The organism is Bartonella sp. AP11XZML (assembly GCF_042196445.1).
Lineage (GTDB): Bacteria > Pseudomonadota > Alphaproteobacteria > Rhizobiales > Rhizobiaceae > Bartonella.
In genome coordinates this window covers 294,213-312,929 of sequence record NZ_JBHIQF010000042.1, presented here as the reverse complement: position 1 = coordinate 312,929, position 18,717 = coordinate 294,213, and the positions used below count along the sequence as shown (strand labels likewise).

The following is an 18,717-nucleotide window of genomic DNA, read 5'->3' as shown; positions in this document are numbered from 1 at the left end:
GTGAGTCCTAATCGTATCTGAAATCCGTTGTGGCACTCTTATCATCAAAAGAACCCAAAACTGTTTCTCCAGCAATTGCTGTCTGTCCAACTGCAACACGCAATTTCATTTCAGTTGGTATATAAACATCAAGGCGAGAACCAAAACGAATCAATCCAAATCGCTCACCAGTCATAACGGCATCGTTTTCTTTTGACCAGCAAACAATCCGGCGTGCAACCATTCCCGCTATTTGTACGACACCAATTTTACCATGTTTGCTATCAATTACCACCCCATTACGCTCATTAAACTGACTAGCTTTATCAAAGTCAGCATTAGTAAATCGACCTGGATGATAAACGATAGACTCTACTGTACCACTGATAGGAATACGATTAATATGGCATGAAAAAACATCCATAAAAATGGAAATACGGATCATTTCATCTTTCCCTAATCCTAATTCTTCAGGTGGAACACATGATTCCACAAATGAAATACGCCCATCTGCAGGCGACATAACCCAATTTGAATTCAAAGGGATCACACGATCTGGATCACGGAAAAAGTATACACACCACACCGTGAGAACGAGACCAAACCAAAACAACGGACTCCATATCCAACCAAGAATGAGCGAAATAACAAAAAACGCTACAATAAAAGGATAACCTTCTTTATGAACCGGTACAAAGCTATTATGGAAAGATTGCAGAATACTCATATAATTTCCTATTCATCGTAAACTTAAACAAGCAACAAAGCTTTTTGTTCCTCTTGTGTCTTTTTATGTATTTAATCAATCACTCCATATAAAGATATAGATTACATTTTGCTCTATTTATTTTTTACGATTAACAACACTCGTCTCATCTTCTTCACGCATTTTACGTAATTTTTCTTCCGCTTGCGATGCTTCAAGCTGCTTATTCCACATTGAAGCATAGAGACCTTTCTTGCGTAAAAGCTCTGTATGCGTCCCATTTTCAATAATACGACCACTTTTAAGAACTAAAATTTCATCCGCATTGATAACAGTAGAAAGACGGTGAGCAATAATCAATGTTGTACGTCCACGGCTTACAATATCCAATGCTTGTTGAATTTCCTGTTCCGTCGCCGTATCAAGAGCCGCTGTTGCTTCATCTAGAATAAGAAGTGGAGGGGCTTTTAAGAGTGTCCGTGCAATAGCCACACGTTGTTTTTCACCACCTGATAATTTGAGACCACGCTCTCCTACCATAGATTGAAAACCTTCTGGTAATATCTCAATAAATTTTGATATCTGTGCCATTTCAGCAGCTTTGCGCATCTCTTCATCTGTAGCACTTGGACGCCCATAGCAAATATTATAGGCAATTGTATCATTAAATAACACCGTATCTTGTGGGACCATGCCAATCGCTTCACGCAAACTCTTTTGTGTTACGTCACGAATATCCTGCCCATCAATTGTGATAGAGCCTGCATCAACATCATAAAACCGAAAAAGCAACCGAGAAATAGTAGATTTACCGGCACCCGATGGACCGACAATAGCGACTGTTTTTCCTCCAGGAACTTCAAAATCAATATCTCTGAGAATCTGACGTCTCGAATCATAGGAAAACTTTACCTGATGAAAACAAATGGTCCCATCGCTTATCTCTAACGGTTTAGCATCCGATTTATCAACGATCTCTTTCTGAACATCTAAAAGATCAAACATTGCTTCAATATCCGTTAAACCTTGTCGAATATCACGATACATTGAACCAATAAAATTTAGTGGAATGGAAAGTTGCATTAAAAGCGCATTAATAAAAACAAAATCTCCTAAAGTTTGTGTCTTATAAAAAACTTCATAAGCTGACATCAGCATCATGATCGTCATTCCAATACCAAAGATAAGAGTCTGACCAAAATTAAGCCAGCTTAAAGATGTCCAAATCTTTGTTGCGGCTTTTTCATAACCTACCATAGAAGCATCAAATCGATCGGCTTCTAGAGTTTCATTACCAAAATATTTGACCGTTTCAAAATTCAAAAGAGAATCAACAGCGCGAGTATTCGCCTCAGTATCCGCTGTATTCATTTTTTGTCGAATGCGAATACGCCAATCACTCGCCTTAATGGTAAACAAGATATATAATCCAACCGTTGCAACAACAATGAGAAGATAATGCCACCCATAACTTATGTAAAATACCAGTGCCGTTAATATAAATTCTAAAACTGTCGGTACTGTACTAAGAATTGAAAATCTTACAATCGCTTCAATTCCTTTTGTTCCACGCTCAATCACACGAGAAAGCCCACCTGTTCGGCGTTCCAAATGAAATCGCAAAGATAACTCATGCATATGTACAAAGGTTTTATAAGCTAATTGACGAACAGCGTATTGACCAACAGTGGCAAACAGGGAATCGCGTAATTGATTTAATCCAGCCTGCATAATACGCGCGACATTGTATGCCAAAACGAGCATGATGGGAATAATCCAACTGGATGGGAACCATTCAGGTAGCTGAAAGCTTGAATCAAGCACATTCGTAGAATATTTAAATAAATACGGTACAGATATGAGAACGAGCTTAGCCAAAACAAGATAAAATATTGCCCATAGCACACGCATTTTTAGATCACGCCGACCTACCGGCCACATATAGGGCCATAAATTGTAAAGTGTGTGCAGAGTCTTCCCTGTATCTGATGATACAGTTTTTGTCATTTCATTGCGTTTCATAAAGTCCTTACTTCTCTATCATCCGCACAAACAGGCAAAATACCCTCTGTGGTTATTTATAGATTCATCTCTTCATTACGGCTTCCAATAAGCTATACCTACCCGTTTTTTGAAGTTAGACTGTTTTTGAAAAAGGAACAAGAAATAATCCACTATATAATTTATTATTTGGGTCTATATTCTCATACCACTCTGCTGCAAATAAATTTTCAACTTTTACATGTTTTTTTTTCAGTTCTGCATGAAGCCACTTTTTTGTTTTACCAATCTCTTTCAGCCCCTTATCAAGAATTTCACCATTTTGTATTAAAATGATAGACTTCTTTCCTTCTTCCTTTTTAATAACGGAACAATCGCCATTGGTTTCTAAACGAACGAAAGCAGCTTCATGTAAACTACAGCCTTTAATGCGCAACATTGTAATCAGATCATTCACACTGATACCTAATTTTTTAATCTTATCCACTTGAAATACTCCATCTAAAACCAATGCAATATGTCGTCCTGCAATGAGACGACGAAAAAAAACTGAATAGCGCATCAGAAAATTAAGAGATGTGACTAAAGTCTGCCAAATAAATAAGACGATCAACAATTGAATACTGCTAACATCCGGACTATAAATAACGCCTCCAATAATACTTCCCATGACAAAATTACTTACCAAATCAACTGGCGTCATTTGACTAAGACTACCACGACCTGTGGTTCTTAAAATCAAGAGGAAAGCGATAAGTCCTACAACTAGTTTTAGTGCGACATACCCATAATGATATAAAAATTCCATCATATTCTCCTTTTTTATGGAGCTGCTGGAATAGAGACATTAGTGTCGCTTTATTTCCCACACAGTTATGCGCTCACCACTCTGCGGATCCTTACTGTCTTTTAAAAGAACCCCCTCGGCTGCAAGCTCATCACGAATTGTATCCGCAGCTTCCCACTCTTTATTATGGATAAGTCTTAGTCTTTCGGCAATGCGCTGATCAATAAATTTTGTATCAAGGAAAGTTTTTCTCATAAATAATGGGCAATCTATTTCTTTAATCCATTCTTGTCTTAACAGTCCTAATAAATTCATCCCATTCAGAAGAGCCAAAGCATTTCCTTCTTTATAAAATTTTCGCAAAAGAGTCAGTGCTTTTGGAGTATTAAGATCATCACTAAGTGCATCTATCAAAGTATCATCAATTGCTTCATTGTTTTTCATCTCACTCTTTTTGCTGCGAAGCCATTCATACCAACGATACAGTTCGCTGCTCGATTGTATTAAACGCTGAGCTGTCCAATTTAATGGTTCACGATAATGTGTTTGCAACATCGAAAAACGCGCAGACAAACCAGCCCAATTTTGCTTCATTTCATCGGCTAAAATACCATTAAACTCCCCAAAATTATTCTCTAAAACAGAACGAATAGTTATGAAATTGCCAAAGCTTTTCGACATCTTTTTGCCTTCAACTTGTAAAAAACCATTATGCATCCAAAAATTAGCCATTCGCTCCGTCCCAAAAGCTGAACAACTTTGTGCAATCTCATTTTCATGATGAGGAAAAATTAAATCAATTCCACCACCATGGATATCAAAAACATTGGCGGTCGGATCATCACAGGTTAAACCACCGCCATAGGGCGCTAATAACTTTGCCATTGACATTGCAGAACATTCAATATGCCAACCTGGACGACCTAAAACAGGAATTCCGCCCGGTGATTCCCAACCTGGTTCTCCTTCCACAGAAGGCTTCCACAAAACAAAATCCATCTCTTCCCTTTTATAAGCAGCAACATCGATACGCGCCCCCGCCCTCATTTCATCTAAAGAACGATTTGCAAATGCCCCATAATGGGGAGGATTTTTTATGCTACTTACAGAAAATAATATATGATTTTCCGCTTCATAAGCGTGCCCCTTTTCAAGCAATCTTTCAATTAAAGAGCGCATCTCCTCTAAATGCTCAGTAGCGCGTGGCTGACTGGTTGGCAACAGACAACCAAGTGCTATGGTATCTTGTTGAAACTGAGAATATGTACGTTCTGTTAAGTGACGAATAGCCTCATTCAATGATACGTTTGGATATTCGCTAGCTGCTCGTGCATTAATTTTATCATCGACATCTGTAATATTACGCGCATATAGAACATGCTCATTACCATAAATATGACGCAATAAGCGAAATAAAATATCAAAAACAATAACAGGACGTGCATTTCCTATATGCGCATAATCATAAATTGTCGGTCCACAAACATAAAGACGTACTCTTGTCGCATCTATTGGTGTAAATTTTTCTTTTTTACGTGTTAGCGTATTATAAAATCGCAACTCTTTCATTTATTGACTCCATGGACGATATTATGCACCGATCCTTTTAGATGTATCTTATCTCAAATCATTGTATTACGCGGTTTAAGCTAAAAACTTGTATCTTATAGTAAATTCTTCTTACCATTTTCCCATTGTATTTACGGCTGTATTCATCGTTTATCATAAAAACAATCTATTTTATTTGATTGGACAAAAGCGTTCTATCATTAGAGATGCTTTCTCTCATTAAAGAAAATGAGCTTAGAAAAAAATCTATAGGCAATACAATATAAATCTATGTGAAAAATAGATAGCTTGCAGGCAGAAAATCTTAAATTTTTAACCACACAAAGCTTCGTCAGTATTTTCAATATTCCACAATGGGTTCCCTACTGCCTCTTACGCCCTATATTTTATAATCAATAATTGAGAATAATGTAGCAATTAACTTTATTTTTTTACACCGTTCTCATGACAAAATTATTTCATCTTTACAGAACTTTATTCAAAGAAAGCAATAAAAATAATGCAGTATAGATTGATAAACATCATTATTTTAATATTTCTTGTCATTTCAATGCCAGCCTTTGCACAACAATCTCCACCCTATGAAAAAAAATTACTCCGACTAGCAGAAATTTTGGGATCATTGCATTCTCTCCAAAATCTTTGCGAGCCTCCAACAAACCAATGGTATGACTATATGAATGCACTGATTGAAGCAGAACGCCCCATTCCACAAAGACGTGCTTATTTTTATGAAGCGTTTAATGAAGCGTATCGTGCTTTCTCAGAAAATTATCATCATTGTACACAAGCAGCCATTGAAGCCAATCAAAAATATATTGAGGAAGGAAGAATTTTATCTGAAAACCTCCTCATGCATTATAAATAATTAATCTATACAAAAAGTAGCTCTCTCAATCTTAGCGATATCAATGATACTCCTTTCACAAATGCGGGGAGCAATAAACCAGCTCTGAAAATAGAGAGACGTTTAAAGAATAATATCTTGATACGCTTTTATTCATATGCGCCTTTTTCCCCATACAAAACCGTTCTTTGGCTTCCTCCCCACACTTTAACGGACAAAGATTTTTAACTAAATTTGCTCTGTAAATAATCTAGGTTCTTGTTGAACAAGGTTTCTCTTGGCTTCTAACACATGTAATTTGCTGCATAGTTTCTACAAACAAGCCTAAGAATATTCACCTCGCATTAAAAAAACACTTATGTACCAAAGAGGCTGACATACCCTATATCACCATCTAAAAGATGGTATTTTACGGCATACTTATAATTTTAATTTGTTTACACCAAAGTTTCCATAAATTTAACAGGCTCTCCTTGTGAAGGTGTAACAATTTCACCTTCCCACATAACGCGCATACCACGGATAATAGTCCCAACAGGCCAACCTTTAACTTTTTGACCATCATAAGGTGTCCAACCGGTACGCGAACCAATTAAGCTATTCGTAATAATTTCTTCTCGCTTAAGATCAACAATGGTTAAATCAGCATCAAACCCAACAGCAATGCGCCCTTTACAACTTATACCAAAAATACGACTAGGGCCATGTGAAGTGAGATCAACAAAACGTTCAAGAGATATTTTTCCTGCATTCACATGTGTCAACATAATTGCTGCTGTTGTTTGCACGCCTGTCATACCTGAAGGTGAAGAGGGATAAGGTTGAAGTTTTTCTTCAAGAGTATGAGGCGCATGATCTGAACCTAAGACATCAATAATTCCTTGTTGAACACCGTACCAAAGAGCGTCACGGTGGCGCGGCTCACGAATAGGCGGATTCATCTGAATTAATGTACCAAACTTCTTATAATCATCAGCCGTGAGCGTCAAATGATGTTGTGTCACTTCAATTGTTGCAACATCCTTATGTTTTTTTAGAAAATCAATTTCTTCTTCTGTCGAAAGATGTAACACATGAATCCGAGCCTTCGTCTCATGAGCAATTTTTACCAAACGCTGCGTACATTTTAATGCCGCAACTTCATCACGCCAAATCGGATGTGACGATGCATCCCCTTCAATACGCAATATTTTACGCTCTTTGAGCCTCGCCTCATCTTCAGAATGAAAAGCCGCACGACGGCGTGTATTCTTCAAAATAAGGCGTACACTTTCATCATCATCAACCAAAAGATCACCGGTAGAGGACCCCATAAAGACTTTAATTCCAGCCGCACCAGGAAGTCTTTCTAATTCAGATAGTTCATGAGCATTTTCACGCGTTCCTCCAACCCAAAATGCAAAATCACAATGCATTCGATGAAATGCGCGTTGAACCTTATCGCTTAATGTTTCTTCTGATGTTGTCAATGGATTGGTATTAGGCATTTCAAAAACTGCCGTAACACCCCCTAACACAGCAGAATACGAGCCACTTTCCAAATCCTCCTTATATTCATTTCCTGGTTCACGAAAATGCACTTGGCTATCAATAATTCCTGGTAAAATATGAAGCCCTGTACAATCAATGACCTCACTAGCGGATGCACATGTAAGGTCGCCTATTTCAGCAATACGACCATTTGTAATACCAATATCACGCTTGCTTCTTCCATCATGATTCACAAGTGTTGCACCTTTAAAAATTGTATCAAATGCTTTAAACATAACCACGCTCCTTACATATTGCTCACTTATCGATTATGTAACTTTGAGCAGAAAGGCAAGAACCATGATTAAAAAACAAAATGCCATTTGCTTAAAAAACCGCGGGCTTATTCAAATTACAGGCGAAGAAGCAACAGATTTTCTACAATCCCTGATCACGACAGATGTAAAAAAAATCAGTCCACAGGAACTTTTCCCTGGAGCCCTTTTATCCCCACAAGGAAAGGTTCTTGCTGATTTTCTTATCGGAAAAAAAGAAGATGGTTACCTGATTGATATCAGGATGCCTTTAGCTGATACGCTCCATAAGCGTCTGTTGCTCTATAAGCTGCGCAAAAAAGTAGAAATTACACAACTATTTCAAGAGCTTGTTACAGTTTCTTTGAATAATGAATCAGATGCTTTAAATTTTGATTCAAGTTTTGCTGATAAACGCTTCCCACAACAAGAAAAAATAATACGAATCTATGGCAAAAAACCTTTTTTAACTTCAGAATATCATGACACATGGAATCAATTGCGTATCCGTTATGCAATTGCGGAAAGTGAACAAGACTATGAAATTGGCAAAGTCTTTCCTCATGATATTAATTACGATCAAATCAATGGACTTGCATTCAATAAAGGATGTTATATTGGACAAGAAATTGTTTCACGAATGCACCACCGCCGTGCAGCACGTCGCCGTATTTTTATTGTAAAAGGCCAGTGTAAATTAACCCCTCAATCTAGCATTGAAGCAGGAACAAAAGTGCTTGGCTACTTGGGAACATGTGTAGAAAATGAGGCTCTTGCTTTAATGCGTATTGACCACGTCAAAGATGCTATGGATCATAACATCCCCTTTACTGTAAAAAACATTCCTGTCACTATAAGCATTGCTGAAAATATGAATTTTACCTTTCCTGAAAATACTATAGAAAACACTCATGGCTAAAGCTGAATTATTAAAAAATGGAGAAGCCCGCGCTTGGCAAAGAATGCTCTCTGGAAGGCGACTTGATCTTCTCAACCCTTCTCCTTTTGATGTTGAAATTGAAGATATTGCCCATGGACTTGCTCGCGTAGCACGTTGGAACGGTCAAACACGAGGAGAGCATGCCTATTCTGTTGCACAACATTCACTTTTGGTTGAACAAATATTTCAAAAACTTTTTCCACAATCGGGAAGCAACGAATGTCTTTATGCCCTTCTTCATGATGCTCCAGAATATGTCATCGGCGATATGATTTCCCCTTTTAAAGCTGTCATAGGAAAACAATATGAACGCGTTGAAAAGCGCATCCAAGATGCTATCCACATGCGCTTTTCTCTTCCCGTTGATCTTTCTCAAAAACTTTTAAAAAAAATTAAACAAGCCGACCGTATCGCTGCCTATTATGAAGCGATTACGCTTGCTGGATTTAATACAGAAGAAGCCCTTCACTATTTTGGCTCTCCCAATAATATTTTACCCGATGATCTGAATTTATCCCCCTATTCTACCCAACACATTGAAAACGCATTTTTAACGCGCTTTAATGACTTGGATGTCCAAAGATTATAGCCCCTTCGCATTGTTGATTCCTTGTCATTACAGAATCATCACACTGACTTATAATAATAATTCATTGTTTTTTCATTTTGAATGAGAGCTCCTAATATCGTAAGCTTCACTCATTTCAAATCTGTTTATATTGAATCAATCAAAATCATTCTCTTGCACACCACAAGCGGGTCTGGCGTGTGGGTAAAATTTTTTAAAGAAAGAGTTAAAATGCTTCTTATGAACCATCTCAAGTGCTAAGCGCTGTCGCAGCATTGAAAATTGGCAAAGTGTGTAATAATGCCGGCTTGCTCTCTTATGAAGCGTAAAGACGGGAGTACTCTATAAATTTTATACACTTCATAAGGGACTTACCACTATACTATTCACGAACGCCGTCGCGAAATAGGATTGGGTACCTTAAGAAAGCTTTCTTTAAAAAAGCACGTGAATTAGCGACCCAATGGCGTTCTGTTTTGCATGAGAGGCGTGACTTCATTAAAGAAATGGAAAAAATCACAGTTCAAATTGTATACAAAATATATTAAATAATGCACATTCATTATCAAAATAACAAATTTTCTCTTGTCAAACCTTTCATCTTAAACTGAAGTTTATTTTAGTTTATAAACTTCATTATCCGCTGGGAAAGCACGAGATTTGACATCCTCTGCATAATTCTTTATTGCAGTTTCCATGGCTTGTTCAAGGTCTCCATAACGGCGTACAAATTTTGGCACATGAGAACCATAGCCCAACATATCTTCCATAACCAATACTTGCCCATCACATTGATTGGACGCCCCTATACCGATCGTAGGGATAGAAAGCTTATCTGTCAGTTTCACCGCTAAAGGTTCAACCATTGCTTCTAAAACAACAGCAAAAGCACCTGCCTCTTCAATCGCTGCTCCATCTGCTTCAATTCTTTGCCAATCATTCTCCTTGCGTCCTTGTGTTTTAAAACCACCAAAACGATTCATTGCTTGGGGTGTAAGACCGATATGTCCCATCACTGGAATGCCACGTTTACACAAAAAATCTATTGTTTCGGCTATATAAACGCCACCTTCAAGCTTAACTGCACCACACCCCGTTTGTGCAAGAATGCGCGATGCATTTAAAAAAGCTTGCTCTGGACTTTCCTCATAAGAACCAAAAGGCATATCAATAACAACAAGAGCTTTTTGAGATCCACGCACCACGGCTTTCCCGTGTGAAATCATCATATCTAAATTAACAGGAAGCGTTGTCTCAAACCCATACACAACCATCCCAACGCTATCACCAACCAAAAGGATATCGCAATATGGATCAGCAATCCGCGCAGTATAAGCTTGATAAGCTGTTAAAGAAACAATTGGCTGTTGTCCCTTTCGTGCACGTATTTCGGAAGATGTTATACGCTTTACGGTTTTATGTACACTCATTTTCCACCCTTCTCTTGCAATATATATTGATCAATCAGCCTTATCTCACCAAAGCGGACAGTAAGAAGTAAAACTGCTGGTTTATTCAATGTTCCTTTAACCACGCATAAAGTTTCCATATCCCGTAAATCTATCGCTTCAATGATTGCACGCGTTTCTTGTTGTAAAATATCACGAACAGTTTTGCATAATTTATCAACCGACCGTTCACCTTCATGATAAAGCTTTTCAGCAGCTTTTCCACTTTCAGGAATAATTTTGGCAGCTTTACGATCTTCTAATGTTAAAAGCTGATTGCGTGAAGAACACGCTACACCATCTGACTCCCGTAGAATAGGAACTCCAACGATTTCAATAGGAAAAGCCAAATCTTCAACCATACGCCGAATAATTAAAATTTGTTGAAAATCCTTTTCCCCAAAAAAAGCCTTATCTGGTTGGACAATGTTAAAAAGTTTAGCAACAACGCTTGTTACACCACAAAAATGCCCTGGACGTAATTTTCCCATCAAAATACGTGATAATTTTTTCACTTGTACAATTGTATCATTCCCCAGTGGCCACATTTCATCTACAGAAGGAGCAAAAACACATTCAACACCTACTTCTTTTAACAAAGCACAATCGCCCTTCAAATCTCTTGGATATTGAGAAAAATCTTCTTGAGGTCCAAATTGCTTTGGATTGACAAAAATAGAAACCACTACGCGATCACACATTGCTCTTGCATACTGTACTAATGCAAGATGGCCATCATGCAATGCCCCCATTGTTGGAACAAAACCAATCGAAAAACCTAAACGTCGTTCCTCTGAAGTATATTGGCGGACTTCAGCAATTGTCTTTAAAATTCTCATTTTCCCATTCAATTATCATCAGATCAACCAATTAATGCCTGTACACCAAATTGGCGCTCAAACAATTGTATCAAATTCATGCGCACTGACGGCTGCTTTATATCTCGTGGCTCCCAGACATGACGCATAAGAAAAAAACCCGTCAGTATAAAACCATTTATTATGTCACTAAAATCAGCAGGACGAGTCGTTCTTTGTACAAGAAACTGTGGTAGAATGAGAAGCTTTTTTTTCCAAGGTTCCCCTGCTTCTTCACAGACAGCCCGACCAGATTTTGGTGATACGTAATGAAGCCTTTCCTGACGACCTGTTGCAGCACAACAAGATAAATCAAGACCAAAACCAAGTTCTTCAAGAAGCCGCATTTCAAAACGTACAAGCAATTCTGCATTTACAAATGGTTCATCAAAATTCTGCATAAAAAGGTGTAAAATATCATATAAAATGGGGTGCGGATCACGTTCGGGAAGAAGCCGCAAATGAAACGCTATCAATTGCAAAGCATAAAGTGCTTCTGGTAGACAGATTAATCGTGCCGCATGTAAATCAAGAGCTTCAAGCCGAAAAAGTCCCAAATGTTCGTCTAAACGAGCCCACCATTCAGCCTCCACAAAATTTCCAGGTTGAAGAAGAGCTGCCATGCGACGCGAGCGCCCCCCTTTTACCACTCCCATATAACGACCATGTTCACGTGTCATAATCTCAAGAATAACACTTGTTTCACCATATTGGCGTGTACCAAGTATAACGGCTTGTTCTTTCCACTTCATTTTACTTTAATTATTTTTAAAAATCTTATTTTAAAAAATCCAATCCCATTTCACGATAACGTTCTGGATCGGTATCCCAATTATCGCGCACTTTCACAAAGAGAAAAAGATGCACCTTTTGATCCATAATTTCCATGAGTTCTTTACGTGCTGCTTGACCAATCGCTTTAATTGTATCGCCTTTTGCTCCTAAGACAATTTTTTTCTGACTCTCACGCTCGACATAAATAACTTGATTAATTTTAACGGAACCATCTGAACGCTCTTCCCAGTTTTCTGTTTCAACCGTTGAGGAATAAGGAAGTTCATCATGAAGACGAAGAAAAAGTTTTTCACGCGTAATTTCAGCAGCAAGATGACGCATGGGCATATCAGAAATTTGATCTTCCGGATAATACCATGGCCCCTCCTGCATCATGTTACTCAACGCATGAAGTAAATCCTTGCAACCAGAACCGTTTAGAGCAGAAATCATAAATGTTTGCGCAAACTTTACACGTTCATTTATTTTAGTGGTTAACGCTAGAAGAGATGATTTAACAACTGTATCAACCTTATTAAGAACAAGAACTTTTTCTTGTTTCATATTGTTTACAATATCTAACATCATATCAACTTCATCCGAAAGACCACTTTGAGCGTCAATTAAAACAAGCAGAACATCAGCGCTCTTAGCCCCTCCCCAAGCAGCAGAGACCATGGCTCGTTCTAAGCGCTTATGGGGACGAAAAACACCCGGTGTATCGACCAACACAATTTGCACATCATCATGAATGACAATACCGCGGATTAAAGTTCGTGTTGTTTGTACCTTATGTGTTACAATTGAAACCTTTGTTCCAACCAATTGATTAACCAGTGTCGATTTACCGGCATTAGGCATCCCAATAAGCACAACAAACCCAGAACGCGTTTTCATAACGTCACTCATGATTATTTTTTCCCACTGTTTTCCATACACCCTCTCGTCGCAAAATTTTTTCAGCTGCCATTCTTTCAGCATATCTTTTGGAGCTTCCCTGCCCAATCTCTGAAGCAAACCCAGAAATACTGACCTCTACCATAAAAACAGGATCGTGATCTGGACCTGAACGTTTTATAACCTGATAATGTGGTTGTGCATTGCCTTGGATATGCGCCCATTCCTGTAATTCTGTCTTGGCATCACGTCGACCAGCATCCATTTTCTTTGCCCGACTTTGCCAATATTTTTGAATAAAAGGGCGAACGCTTTCCAATCCTCCATCGAGATATATTACTGCAATCAAAGCTTCCACGACATCTGCATGCATGTTGATAAGTCGACGTCCCTCAAAATTTTTCATCTCAAAACCAACACGGATCATATCAGGAAGCCTCATTTCACGCGCAATATCAGCACATGTCTGTGCATTGACCAGATGATTTAAACGGACTGATAATTCACCTTCACTTGCCTGAGGAAAAAGTTGATACAGCATCTCTGCAATCAAAAGCCCTAAAACCCGATCCCCTAAAAACTCTAGTCGTTCATAATTCCCCTGTTCCGAATCTTGTACACTCGAGTGTGTTAATGCCTTCTTTAACCTCTCTTCATCTTTAAAACGATGCCCCGTCAGCTTGAAAAGCTGATCAATCATGAGACGTTTCATCGTTGTTTCCTTGCTTGATAAGCGGCAAATCATGAACCGTATTTATGAAAGAAAACAAACGTTTCCAACGCACATCAAATGGCCAGCGCCAAATCTGCCAAGCACTTGAACCATTACTGATAGAAAAGAAAATCACGCTCGCGCGACCAATAAGATTTTCTTCTGGAACATAGCCTACATCTAAACGACTATCATCTGAATTGTCGCGGTTATCTCCCATCATAAAGTAATGTCCTTGAGGAACTTCAAAGACTTCTGTATCATCAACTTTCGGGATGAAAGCTAAATCAAGTGTATCATAACTGACACCGTTAGGCATTGTCTCGCGATAAACCTCAACAGGATAGTTAACCTCTGTTATATCAGAATTATCAATCTCCCCCATAAAGTGACGTGAAACAGCCTCATCATTAATATAAAGGACACTTTGACGGACTTGTATACGATCACCTGGTAATCCAACAACGCGTTTTATATAATCAATCTTCGGATTACTTGGTAAGCGAAAAACGACCACATCTCCACGTTGAGGTTGAGATGCCCAAATCCGTCCAGAAAAAAGAGGAGGAGAAAAGGGGATGGAAAAACGAGAATACCCATATGCATACTTAGAAACAAACAGATAATCTCCCACCAACAAAGTAGGACGCATTGAACCGGAAGGAATACTAAACGGCTGGAAAAAAAGTGTCCGAATAAACGCTGCTAAAAGCAAAGCCTGTATTAAAACAGAAATAAATTCACGAAGCCCACCTTTTTTTTCTTTTTTATGCACTTTATCTTTTTGGATCATCACCAACTGCCTTCTCATCACAGATATAATTTTTTTCATCATAATATTCAAATAACAAAAGCACAATCTCTCATGCCATCTATCCACGTGGAAGTGCTTCGATAATAATAAATGCCTGTGCCCAAGGAAAATCATCTGTTATACTAAGATGAATAACTGCATCATGATGAGGAGGTAATAACTTTTGAAGTTGTATTTGCGCACGATTTGTTAATTGCATTATTGGTTTACCAGATGGCAAATTAACTACCCCCATGTCTTTCCAATTGATACCACAAGCGATTCCCGTTCCTAAGGCTTTAGCACATGCTTCTTTAGCAGCAAATCTTTTTGCATAAGAAGAGGAGCTTTTTTTGAGATTTTCAGATCTATTTCTTTCAATATCCGTAAAAATACGTTGGATAAAACGCTCACCATAACGAACCAACATTTTCTCAATACGTCGTATATCAACCAGATCATTTCCAAGACCAATAATCATAAGATATTACCCGATCTTTCTTACGATGAGCGCTTCTTTAAACGCCTTTTTTTTATAATCTTTTGATATCGCTTTTGTTTAAAACGAACCGTTGCTCTGTAAACACCTATATAAGATAAACCACCAAAAACAATACCTAAAAGAGTTCCCCCTAAAATCATAGGACTCATAATTGTGTCCCATGCGCCTTTAAAGAGGAGAGAGAGATTTGACAATGTCAAACCATTAAATAGAGCACGAATTTGCGAAAGAGAAATCTCTTTGACATCGCTAAAAAGTGATAAACAAAAATACCCTACTTTATAATCAGCCATGACAATCAATAAAAATGTGAGTGGATTAGAAAAAATTGTCCCAATGATTGCGGCAGCAAAGTTTGCACGCAAAAGCCAAGAAAAAAATATTGCCAAAATAATATGCAGCCCAAAGAAAGGTGAACAAGCTAAAAAAACGCCAACAGCAACCCCTAATGCTACTTCATGCGGTGTTGCTGATATACGCAAAATACGTTTATGTATGTAGCAAAATGAGCGAGAAAATGAACGACGTGGCCATAACCAAAGTCGAATACGCGTTACAAAATCTATTGGTTCTCGACGACGAAAAAGCATATGACTCTCAATATACATCTTTTGATGATGAAATAATCTATATCATCCAAATTAATCTTTTTAAGCTTTTGCACAAAAAAAATAGAACGACAATTAAATATTTCGACCGCCTGGTTTAATCGCGGGAAGAACAGAAAGCTCTGCAGGAAGTGCATCACTAGCATAAGAGGTTATCTCGTATTCAGCAAGCGCAATCAACGGAACTCCAACATTGACCTTACCACCAGAACGATCAAGGATACATGCACTGGCCAATACCTCTGCTCCTGCTGCAACAAGCGCTTCAATAGTCTCACGAATGGAAAGACCCGTTGTTACAATATCTTCAACAATAACAACCCGTGCACCCTTCTTGATTTCAAAACGACGCAATTCAAAGATGCCATTTACACGCTCTACCCAAAGAGAAGGAACACCAAGGTGACGTGAAGTTTCATAGGAAGGAATAAGACCACCAATTGCGGGACCAACAACATAGTCAATTTTTCCCTCGATAGATTTTTTGATTTTTTCAGCCAATCCACGACATAACTTTTCCGTCAAGTTAGCATGCATGAATACTTTCGCTTTTTGCATATAAGTCGCACTATGGCGCCCCGATGTTAAAATAAAATGCCCTTCTAGAATAGCATCTGCTTGTTTAAAAATATCAATGACATCTTGTGTATTCATTGCAAAATCTTTCTTTTTATCCATGAACCCGCCGTACTGTACTTACTGAACCTGCCTTTTTTAACTGAGAAAAAATACGATTCAAATGTTTTAAATCCCACACTTCCAAATCAATCATAATTTCTGTAAAATCTGGTGCTGTACGGATAAAAGATAAATTTTGGATATTGGCATCGTTAGCAGAAATTATTTGTGTAATTTCAGCCAAAGAACCAGGACTATTTACAACCAAAATATTCATCCGTGCAGGAAAACGTTCATTCATTTGGGCATCAATATCCCAGCGAACATCAATCCATCGTTCTGGCTGATCATCATACGCCATCAAAGCTGAAGACTGTATTGGATAAATAACGATCCCAGCTCCTGGCTGCATAATACCAACAATCCGATCTCCAGGTACTGCTCCTTCCGGTGAAAAACGTACGGGTATATCTCCACGGGTTCCTCTAATAGGCAAGGCTTTAGATTGATGATTCTCGACCTTTGCATTCTTTTCATTTTCTGGAACTTTAAAAATCATACCTTGAGCATTTTCAATATTAAACCAACCTTCTTCCCCAGGCCTAAAAGATGACTTTTGTACCACACGGTGATCTTGATAATCAGGATAAACCGCTTTAATCACATCAGCGGAAAACAGCTCTCCACGCCCAACAGCAGCCAATACATCCTCTACATCTTTACGTGCTAAACGTGGCAAAACTTTCTTCAAAAGGTCTTTTGAAAATTGCTTTCCCATATATTCAAATGAACGCTCGAGAATACGATATCCTAAACCCGAATATTGTTTACGTACCGCTGCACGACTTGCTCGTCGAATAGCTGAACGTGCTTTACCCGTGACAACAAGAAATTCCCATGCTGCTGGCGGAATTTGAGCGTGTGAGCGAATAATATCAACCTCATCACCATTTTTTAATTTGGTCATTAAAGGCATAATACGACCATTGATTTTTACACCCACACAAGAATCACCGATGTCTGTATGGACGGCATAAGCAAAATCAATAGGCGTAGCTCCTTTAGGAAAAGCAATTAATCGACCTTTCGGCGTAAAACAAAAAACTTGGTCTTGAAAAAGCTCAAGTTTTGTATGTTCTAAAAACTCTTCTGGATTATCTCCATCAGACAAAGATTGTATCGTTTGACGCAACCATGCATAGGCATTCGTTTCACTTGATAACTTCACAGTCGAATAATTGGAACCATGCTCTTTATAGATGGAATGAGCAGCAACCCCATATTCAGCAACTTCATCCATAGCAGCCGTTCTAATTTGCAACTCAACACGTTGTCTTGAAGGGCCAACAATTGTTGTATGAATAGAACGATAATCATTTTGCTTTGGTATAGAGATATAATCTTTGAAACGACCAGGAACCATTGGCCATGTCGTATGAATGACACCAAGAGCACGATAACAATCATTCACGGACTCAACAATCACACGAAATCCAAAAATATCCGATAATTGTTCAAAAGATAATGCTTTACTTTCCATTTTGCGAAAGACTGAATAAGATTTTTTCTGACGGCTTTTAACATCTGCTTTAATGCCATGCTCCAAAAAAAGTTTTGTCAATTCATTTTCAATTGTGGAAAGCAAATTACGGTTGTGTTTCAATAATTCAGAAAGTCGATTGGTAATTGTACGATAACCTTCTGGATTTAAATAAAAGAAAGAGAGATCCTCTAATTCCTCACGCATATCCTGCATACCCATACGACCTGCAAGTGGCGCATAGATATCCATCGTCTCCTCAGCAATTCGCCGACGTTTATCATCACGCATAACACCAAGGGTACGCATATTATGAAGACGGTCAGCAAGTTTGACTAAAAGAACACGAACATCATCAGAAATAGCAATAAGAAGTTTACGAAGATTTTCTGCTTGTACAGCTTTCTTTGATACAAGATCAAGCTTATTAAGCTTTGTAAGCCCTTCAACCAACTTCCCAATTTCAGAACCAAAAAGCTGATCAATTTCTGCTCGTGTAGCGCTTGTATCTTCAATTGTATCATGCAAAAGAGCAACAGCAATCGTTGCCTCGTCCAACCGCATATCTGTCAAAATAGCAGCAACTTCTAAAGGATGAGAAAAATAAAGATCACCTGACGCACGCTTTTGATGTGCATGCTTTTTCATTGCATAATCATAGGCCCTGTTTAAAAGAGCCTCATCTACGTCAGACTTGTAACGTTGAACACGTCCAACAAGCTCACACTGACGCATCATACGAGCATATCCTTTATCTTTTCACACCTCTAATCTTTATTGAACATGT

18 protein-coding genes and 1 pseudogene are annotated in these 18,717 nt (G+C 38.3%); 4 read left to right on the top strand and 15 right to left on the bottom strand.

Annotated elements, in window-relative coordinates; genetic code table 11:
- Window positions 1–7 precede the first annotated feature (7 nt).
- The 4 genes from ACFIMG_RS04720 to cysS form a co-directional block, all read right to left on the bottom strand.
- Window positions 8–706, bottom strand: coding sequence for a phosphatidylserine decarboxylase (locus tag ACFIMG_RS04720; RefSeq protein ID WP_375640554.1), 699 nt, complete (start codon window positions 704–706; stop codon window positions 8–10).
- 117 nt (window positions 707–823) lie between these two features.
- The gene (locus tag ACFIMG_RS04715; RefSeq protein ID WP_375612940.1) at window positions 824–2,707 is read right to left on the bottom strand and encodes an ABCB family ABC transporter ATP-binding protein/permease; all 1,884 of its coding nucleotides are present in this window, start codon (window positions 2,705–2,707) and stop codon (window positions 824–826) included.
- Between the two features lie 115 nt (window positions 2,708–2,822).
- A complete protein-coding gene (locus ACFIMG_RS04710; RefSeq protein ID WP_375679047.1) occupies window positions 2,823–3,494 on the bottom strand; it encodes a DUF421 domain-containing protein in 672 nt (223 codons plus the stop codon).
- Window positions 3,495–3,533: 39 nt separating this feature from the next.
- The gene (cysS, locus tag ACFIMG_RS04705; RefSeq protein WP_375679033.1) at window positions 3,534–5,042 is read right to left on the bottom strand and encodes a cysteine--tRNA ligase; all 1,509 of its coding nucleotides are present in this window, start codon (window positions 5,040–5,042) and stop codon (window positions 3,534–3,536) included.
- A gap of 499 nt (window positions 5,043–5,541) precedes the next feature.
- On the opposite strand from cysS, the gene ACFIMG_RS04700 reads away from it, so the two are divergent.
- A complete protein-coding gene (locus ACFIMG_RS04700; RefSeq protein ID WP_375679032.1) occupies window positions 5,542–5,910 on the top strand; it encodes a TIGR02301 family protein in 369 nt (122 codons plus the stop codon).
- Window positions 5,911–6,326: 416 nt separating this feature from the next.
- Here ACFIMG_RS04700 and ACFIMG_RS04695 read toward each other — a convergent pair whose 3' ends face one another.
- Complete coding sequence (locus ACFIMG_RS04695; protein WP_375679030.1) at window positions 6,327–7,655, bottom strand: dihydroorotase; 1,329 nt, start codon at window positions 7,653–7,655, stop codon at window positions 6,327–6,329.
- Window positions 7,656–7,719: 64 nt separating this feature from the next.
- On the opposite strand from ACFIMG_RS04695, the gene ACFIMG_RS04690 reads away from it, so the two are divergent.
- The 3 genes and pseudogenes from ACFIMG_RS04690 to ACFIMG_RS04680 all read left to right on the top strand — a co-directional run.
- On the top strand, window positions 7,720–8,592 hold the full coding sequence (locus ACFIMG_RS04690; protein WP_375679029.1) for a YgfZ/GcvT domain-containing protein: 873 nt from the start codon (window positions 7,720–7,722) through the stop codon (window positions 8,590–8,592).
- Window positions 8,585–9,202 (top strand): YfbR-like 5'-deoxynucleotidase, encoded by a 618-nt coding sequence (locus ACFIMG_RS04685; protein ID WP_375610152.1) that lies wholly within the window; start codon window positions 8,585–8,587, stop codon window positions 9,200–9,202. The genes ACFIMG_RS04690 and ACFIMG_RS04685 overlap by 8 nt, the downstream gene beginning before the upstream one ends.
- A 351-nt stretch (window positions 9,203–9,553) precedes the next feature.
- Window positions 9,554–9,696, top strand: a pseudogene (locus ACFIMG_RS04680) (integrase); the annotation flags it as partial.
- 99 nt (window positions 9,697–9,795) lie between these two features.
- On the opposite strand, the gene panB reads toward ACFIMG_RS04680, so the two are convergent.
- The 10 genes from panB to ACFIMG_RS04630 form a co-directional block, all read right to left on the bottom strand.
- Entirely contained in the window at window positions 9,796–10,611 is an 816-nt protein-coding gene (gene panB / locus ACFIMG_RS04675; protein WP_375679028.1) for a 3-methyl-2-oxobutanoate hydroxymethyltransferase, read from the bottom strand.
- Entirely contained in the window at window positions 10,608–11,468 is an 861-nt protein-coding gene (gene panC / locus ACFIMG_RS04670) for a pantoate--beta-alanine ligase (RefSeq protein ID WP_375671825.1), read from the bottom strand. The genes panB and panC overlap by 4 nt, the downstream gene beginning before the upstream one ends.
- 23 nt (window positions 11,469–11,491) lie before the next feature.
- Window positions 11,492–12,238 carry a DNA repair protein RecO gene (gene recO, locus ACFIMG_RS04665; RefSeq protein WP_375631707.1) on the bottom strand — a complete coding sequence of 249 codons (747 nt, stop codon included), beginning with the start codon at window positions 12,236–12,238 and terminating at the stop codon, window positions 11,492–11,494.
- Window positions 12,239–12,263: 25 nt separating this feature from the next.
- Window positions 12,264–13,169 (bottom strand): GTPase Era, encoded by a 906-nt coding sequence (gene era, locus ACFIMG_RS04660; RefSeq protein ID WP_012754937.1) that lies wholly within the window; start codon window positions 13,167–13,169, stop codon window positions 12,264–12,266.
- Window positions 13,162–13,869, bottom strand: a complete 708-nt coding sequence (gene rnc / locus ACFIMG_RS04655) for a ribonuclease III (RefSeq protein WP_375634160.1) — start codon at window positions 13,867–13,869, stop codon at window positions 13,162–13,164. Before rnc ends, era begins: the two co-directional genes overlap by 8 nt.
- A complete protein-coding gene (gene lepB, locus ACFIMG_RS04650) occupies window positions 13,850–14,662 on the bottom strand; it encodes a signal peptidase I (protein WP_375611213.1) in 813 nt (270 codons plus the stop codon). The genes rnc and lepB overlap by 20 nt, the downstream gene beginning before the upstream one ends.
- Before the next feature lie 79 nt (window positions 14,663–14,741).
- Window positions 14,742–15,143, bottom strand: a complete 402-nt coding sequence (gene acpS, locus ACFIMG_RS04645) for a holo-ACP synthase (protein WP_375634162.1) — start codon at window positions 15,141–15,143, stop codon at window positions 14,742–14,744.
- Window positions 15,144–15,163: 20 nt separating this feature from the next.
- Window positions 15,164–15,754, bottom strand: a complete 591-nt coding sequence (locus ACFIMG_RS04640; RefSeq protein ID WP_375606309.1) for a DUF2062 domain-containing protein — start codon at window positions 15,752–15,754, stop codon at window positions 15,164–15,166.
- 93 nt (window positions 15,755–15,847) lie between these two features.
- Window positions 15,848–16,426 carry an orotate phosphoribosyltransferase gene (gene pyrE / locus ACFIMG_RS04635; protein WP_375679046.1) on the bottom strand — a complete coding sequence of 193 codons (579 nt, stop codon included), beginning with the start codon at window positions 16,424–16,426 and terminating at the stop codon, window positions 15,848–15,850.
- A gap of 16 nt (window positions 16,427–16,442) precedes the next feature.
- The gene (locus ACFIMG_RS04630) at window positions 16,443–18,668 is read right to left on the bottom strand and encodes a RelA/SpoT family protein (protein WP_375679027.1); all 2,226 of its coding nucleotides are present in this window, start codon (window positions 18,666–18,668) and stop codon (window positions 16,443–16,445) included.
- Window positions 18,669–18,717 lie beyond the last annotated feature (49 nt).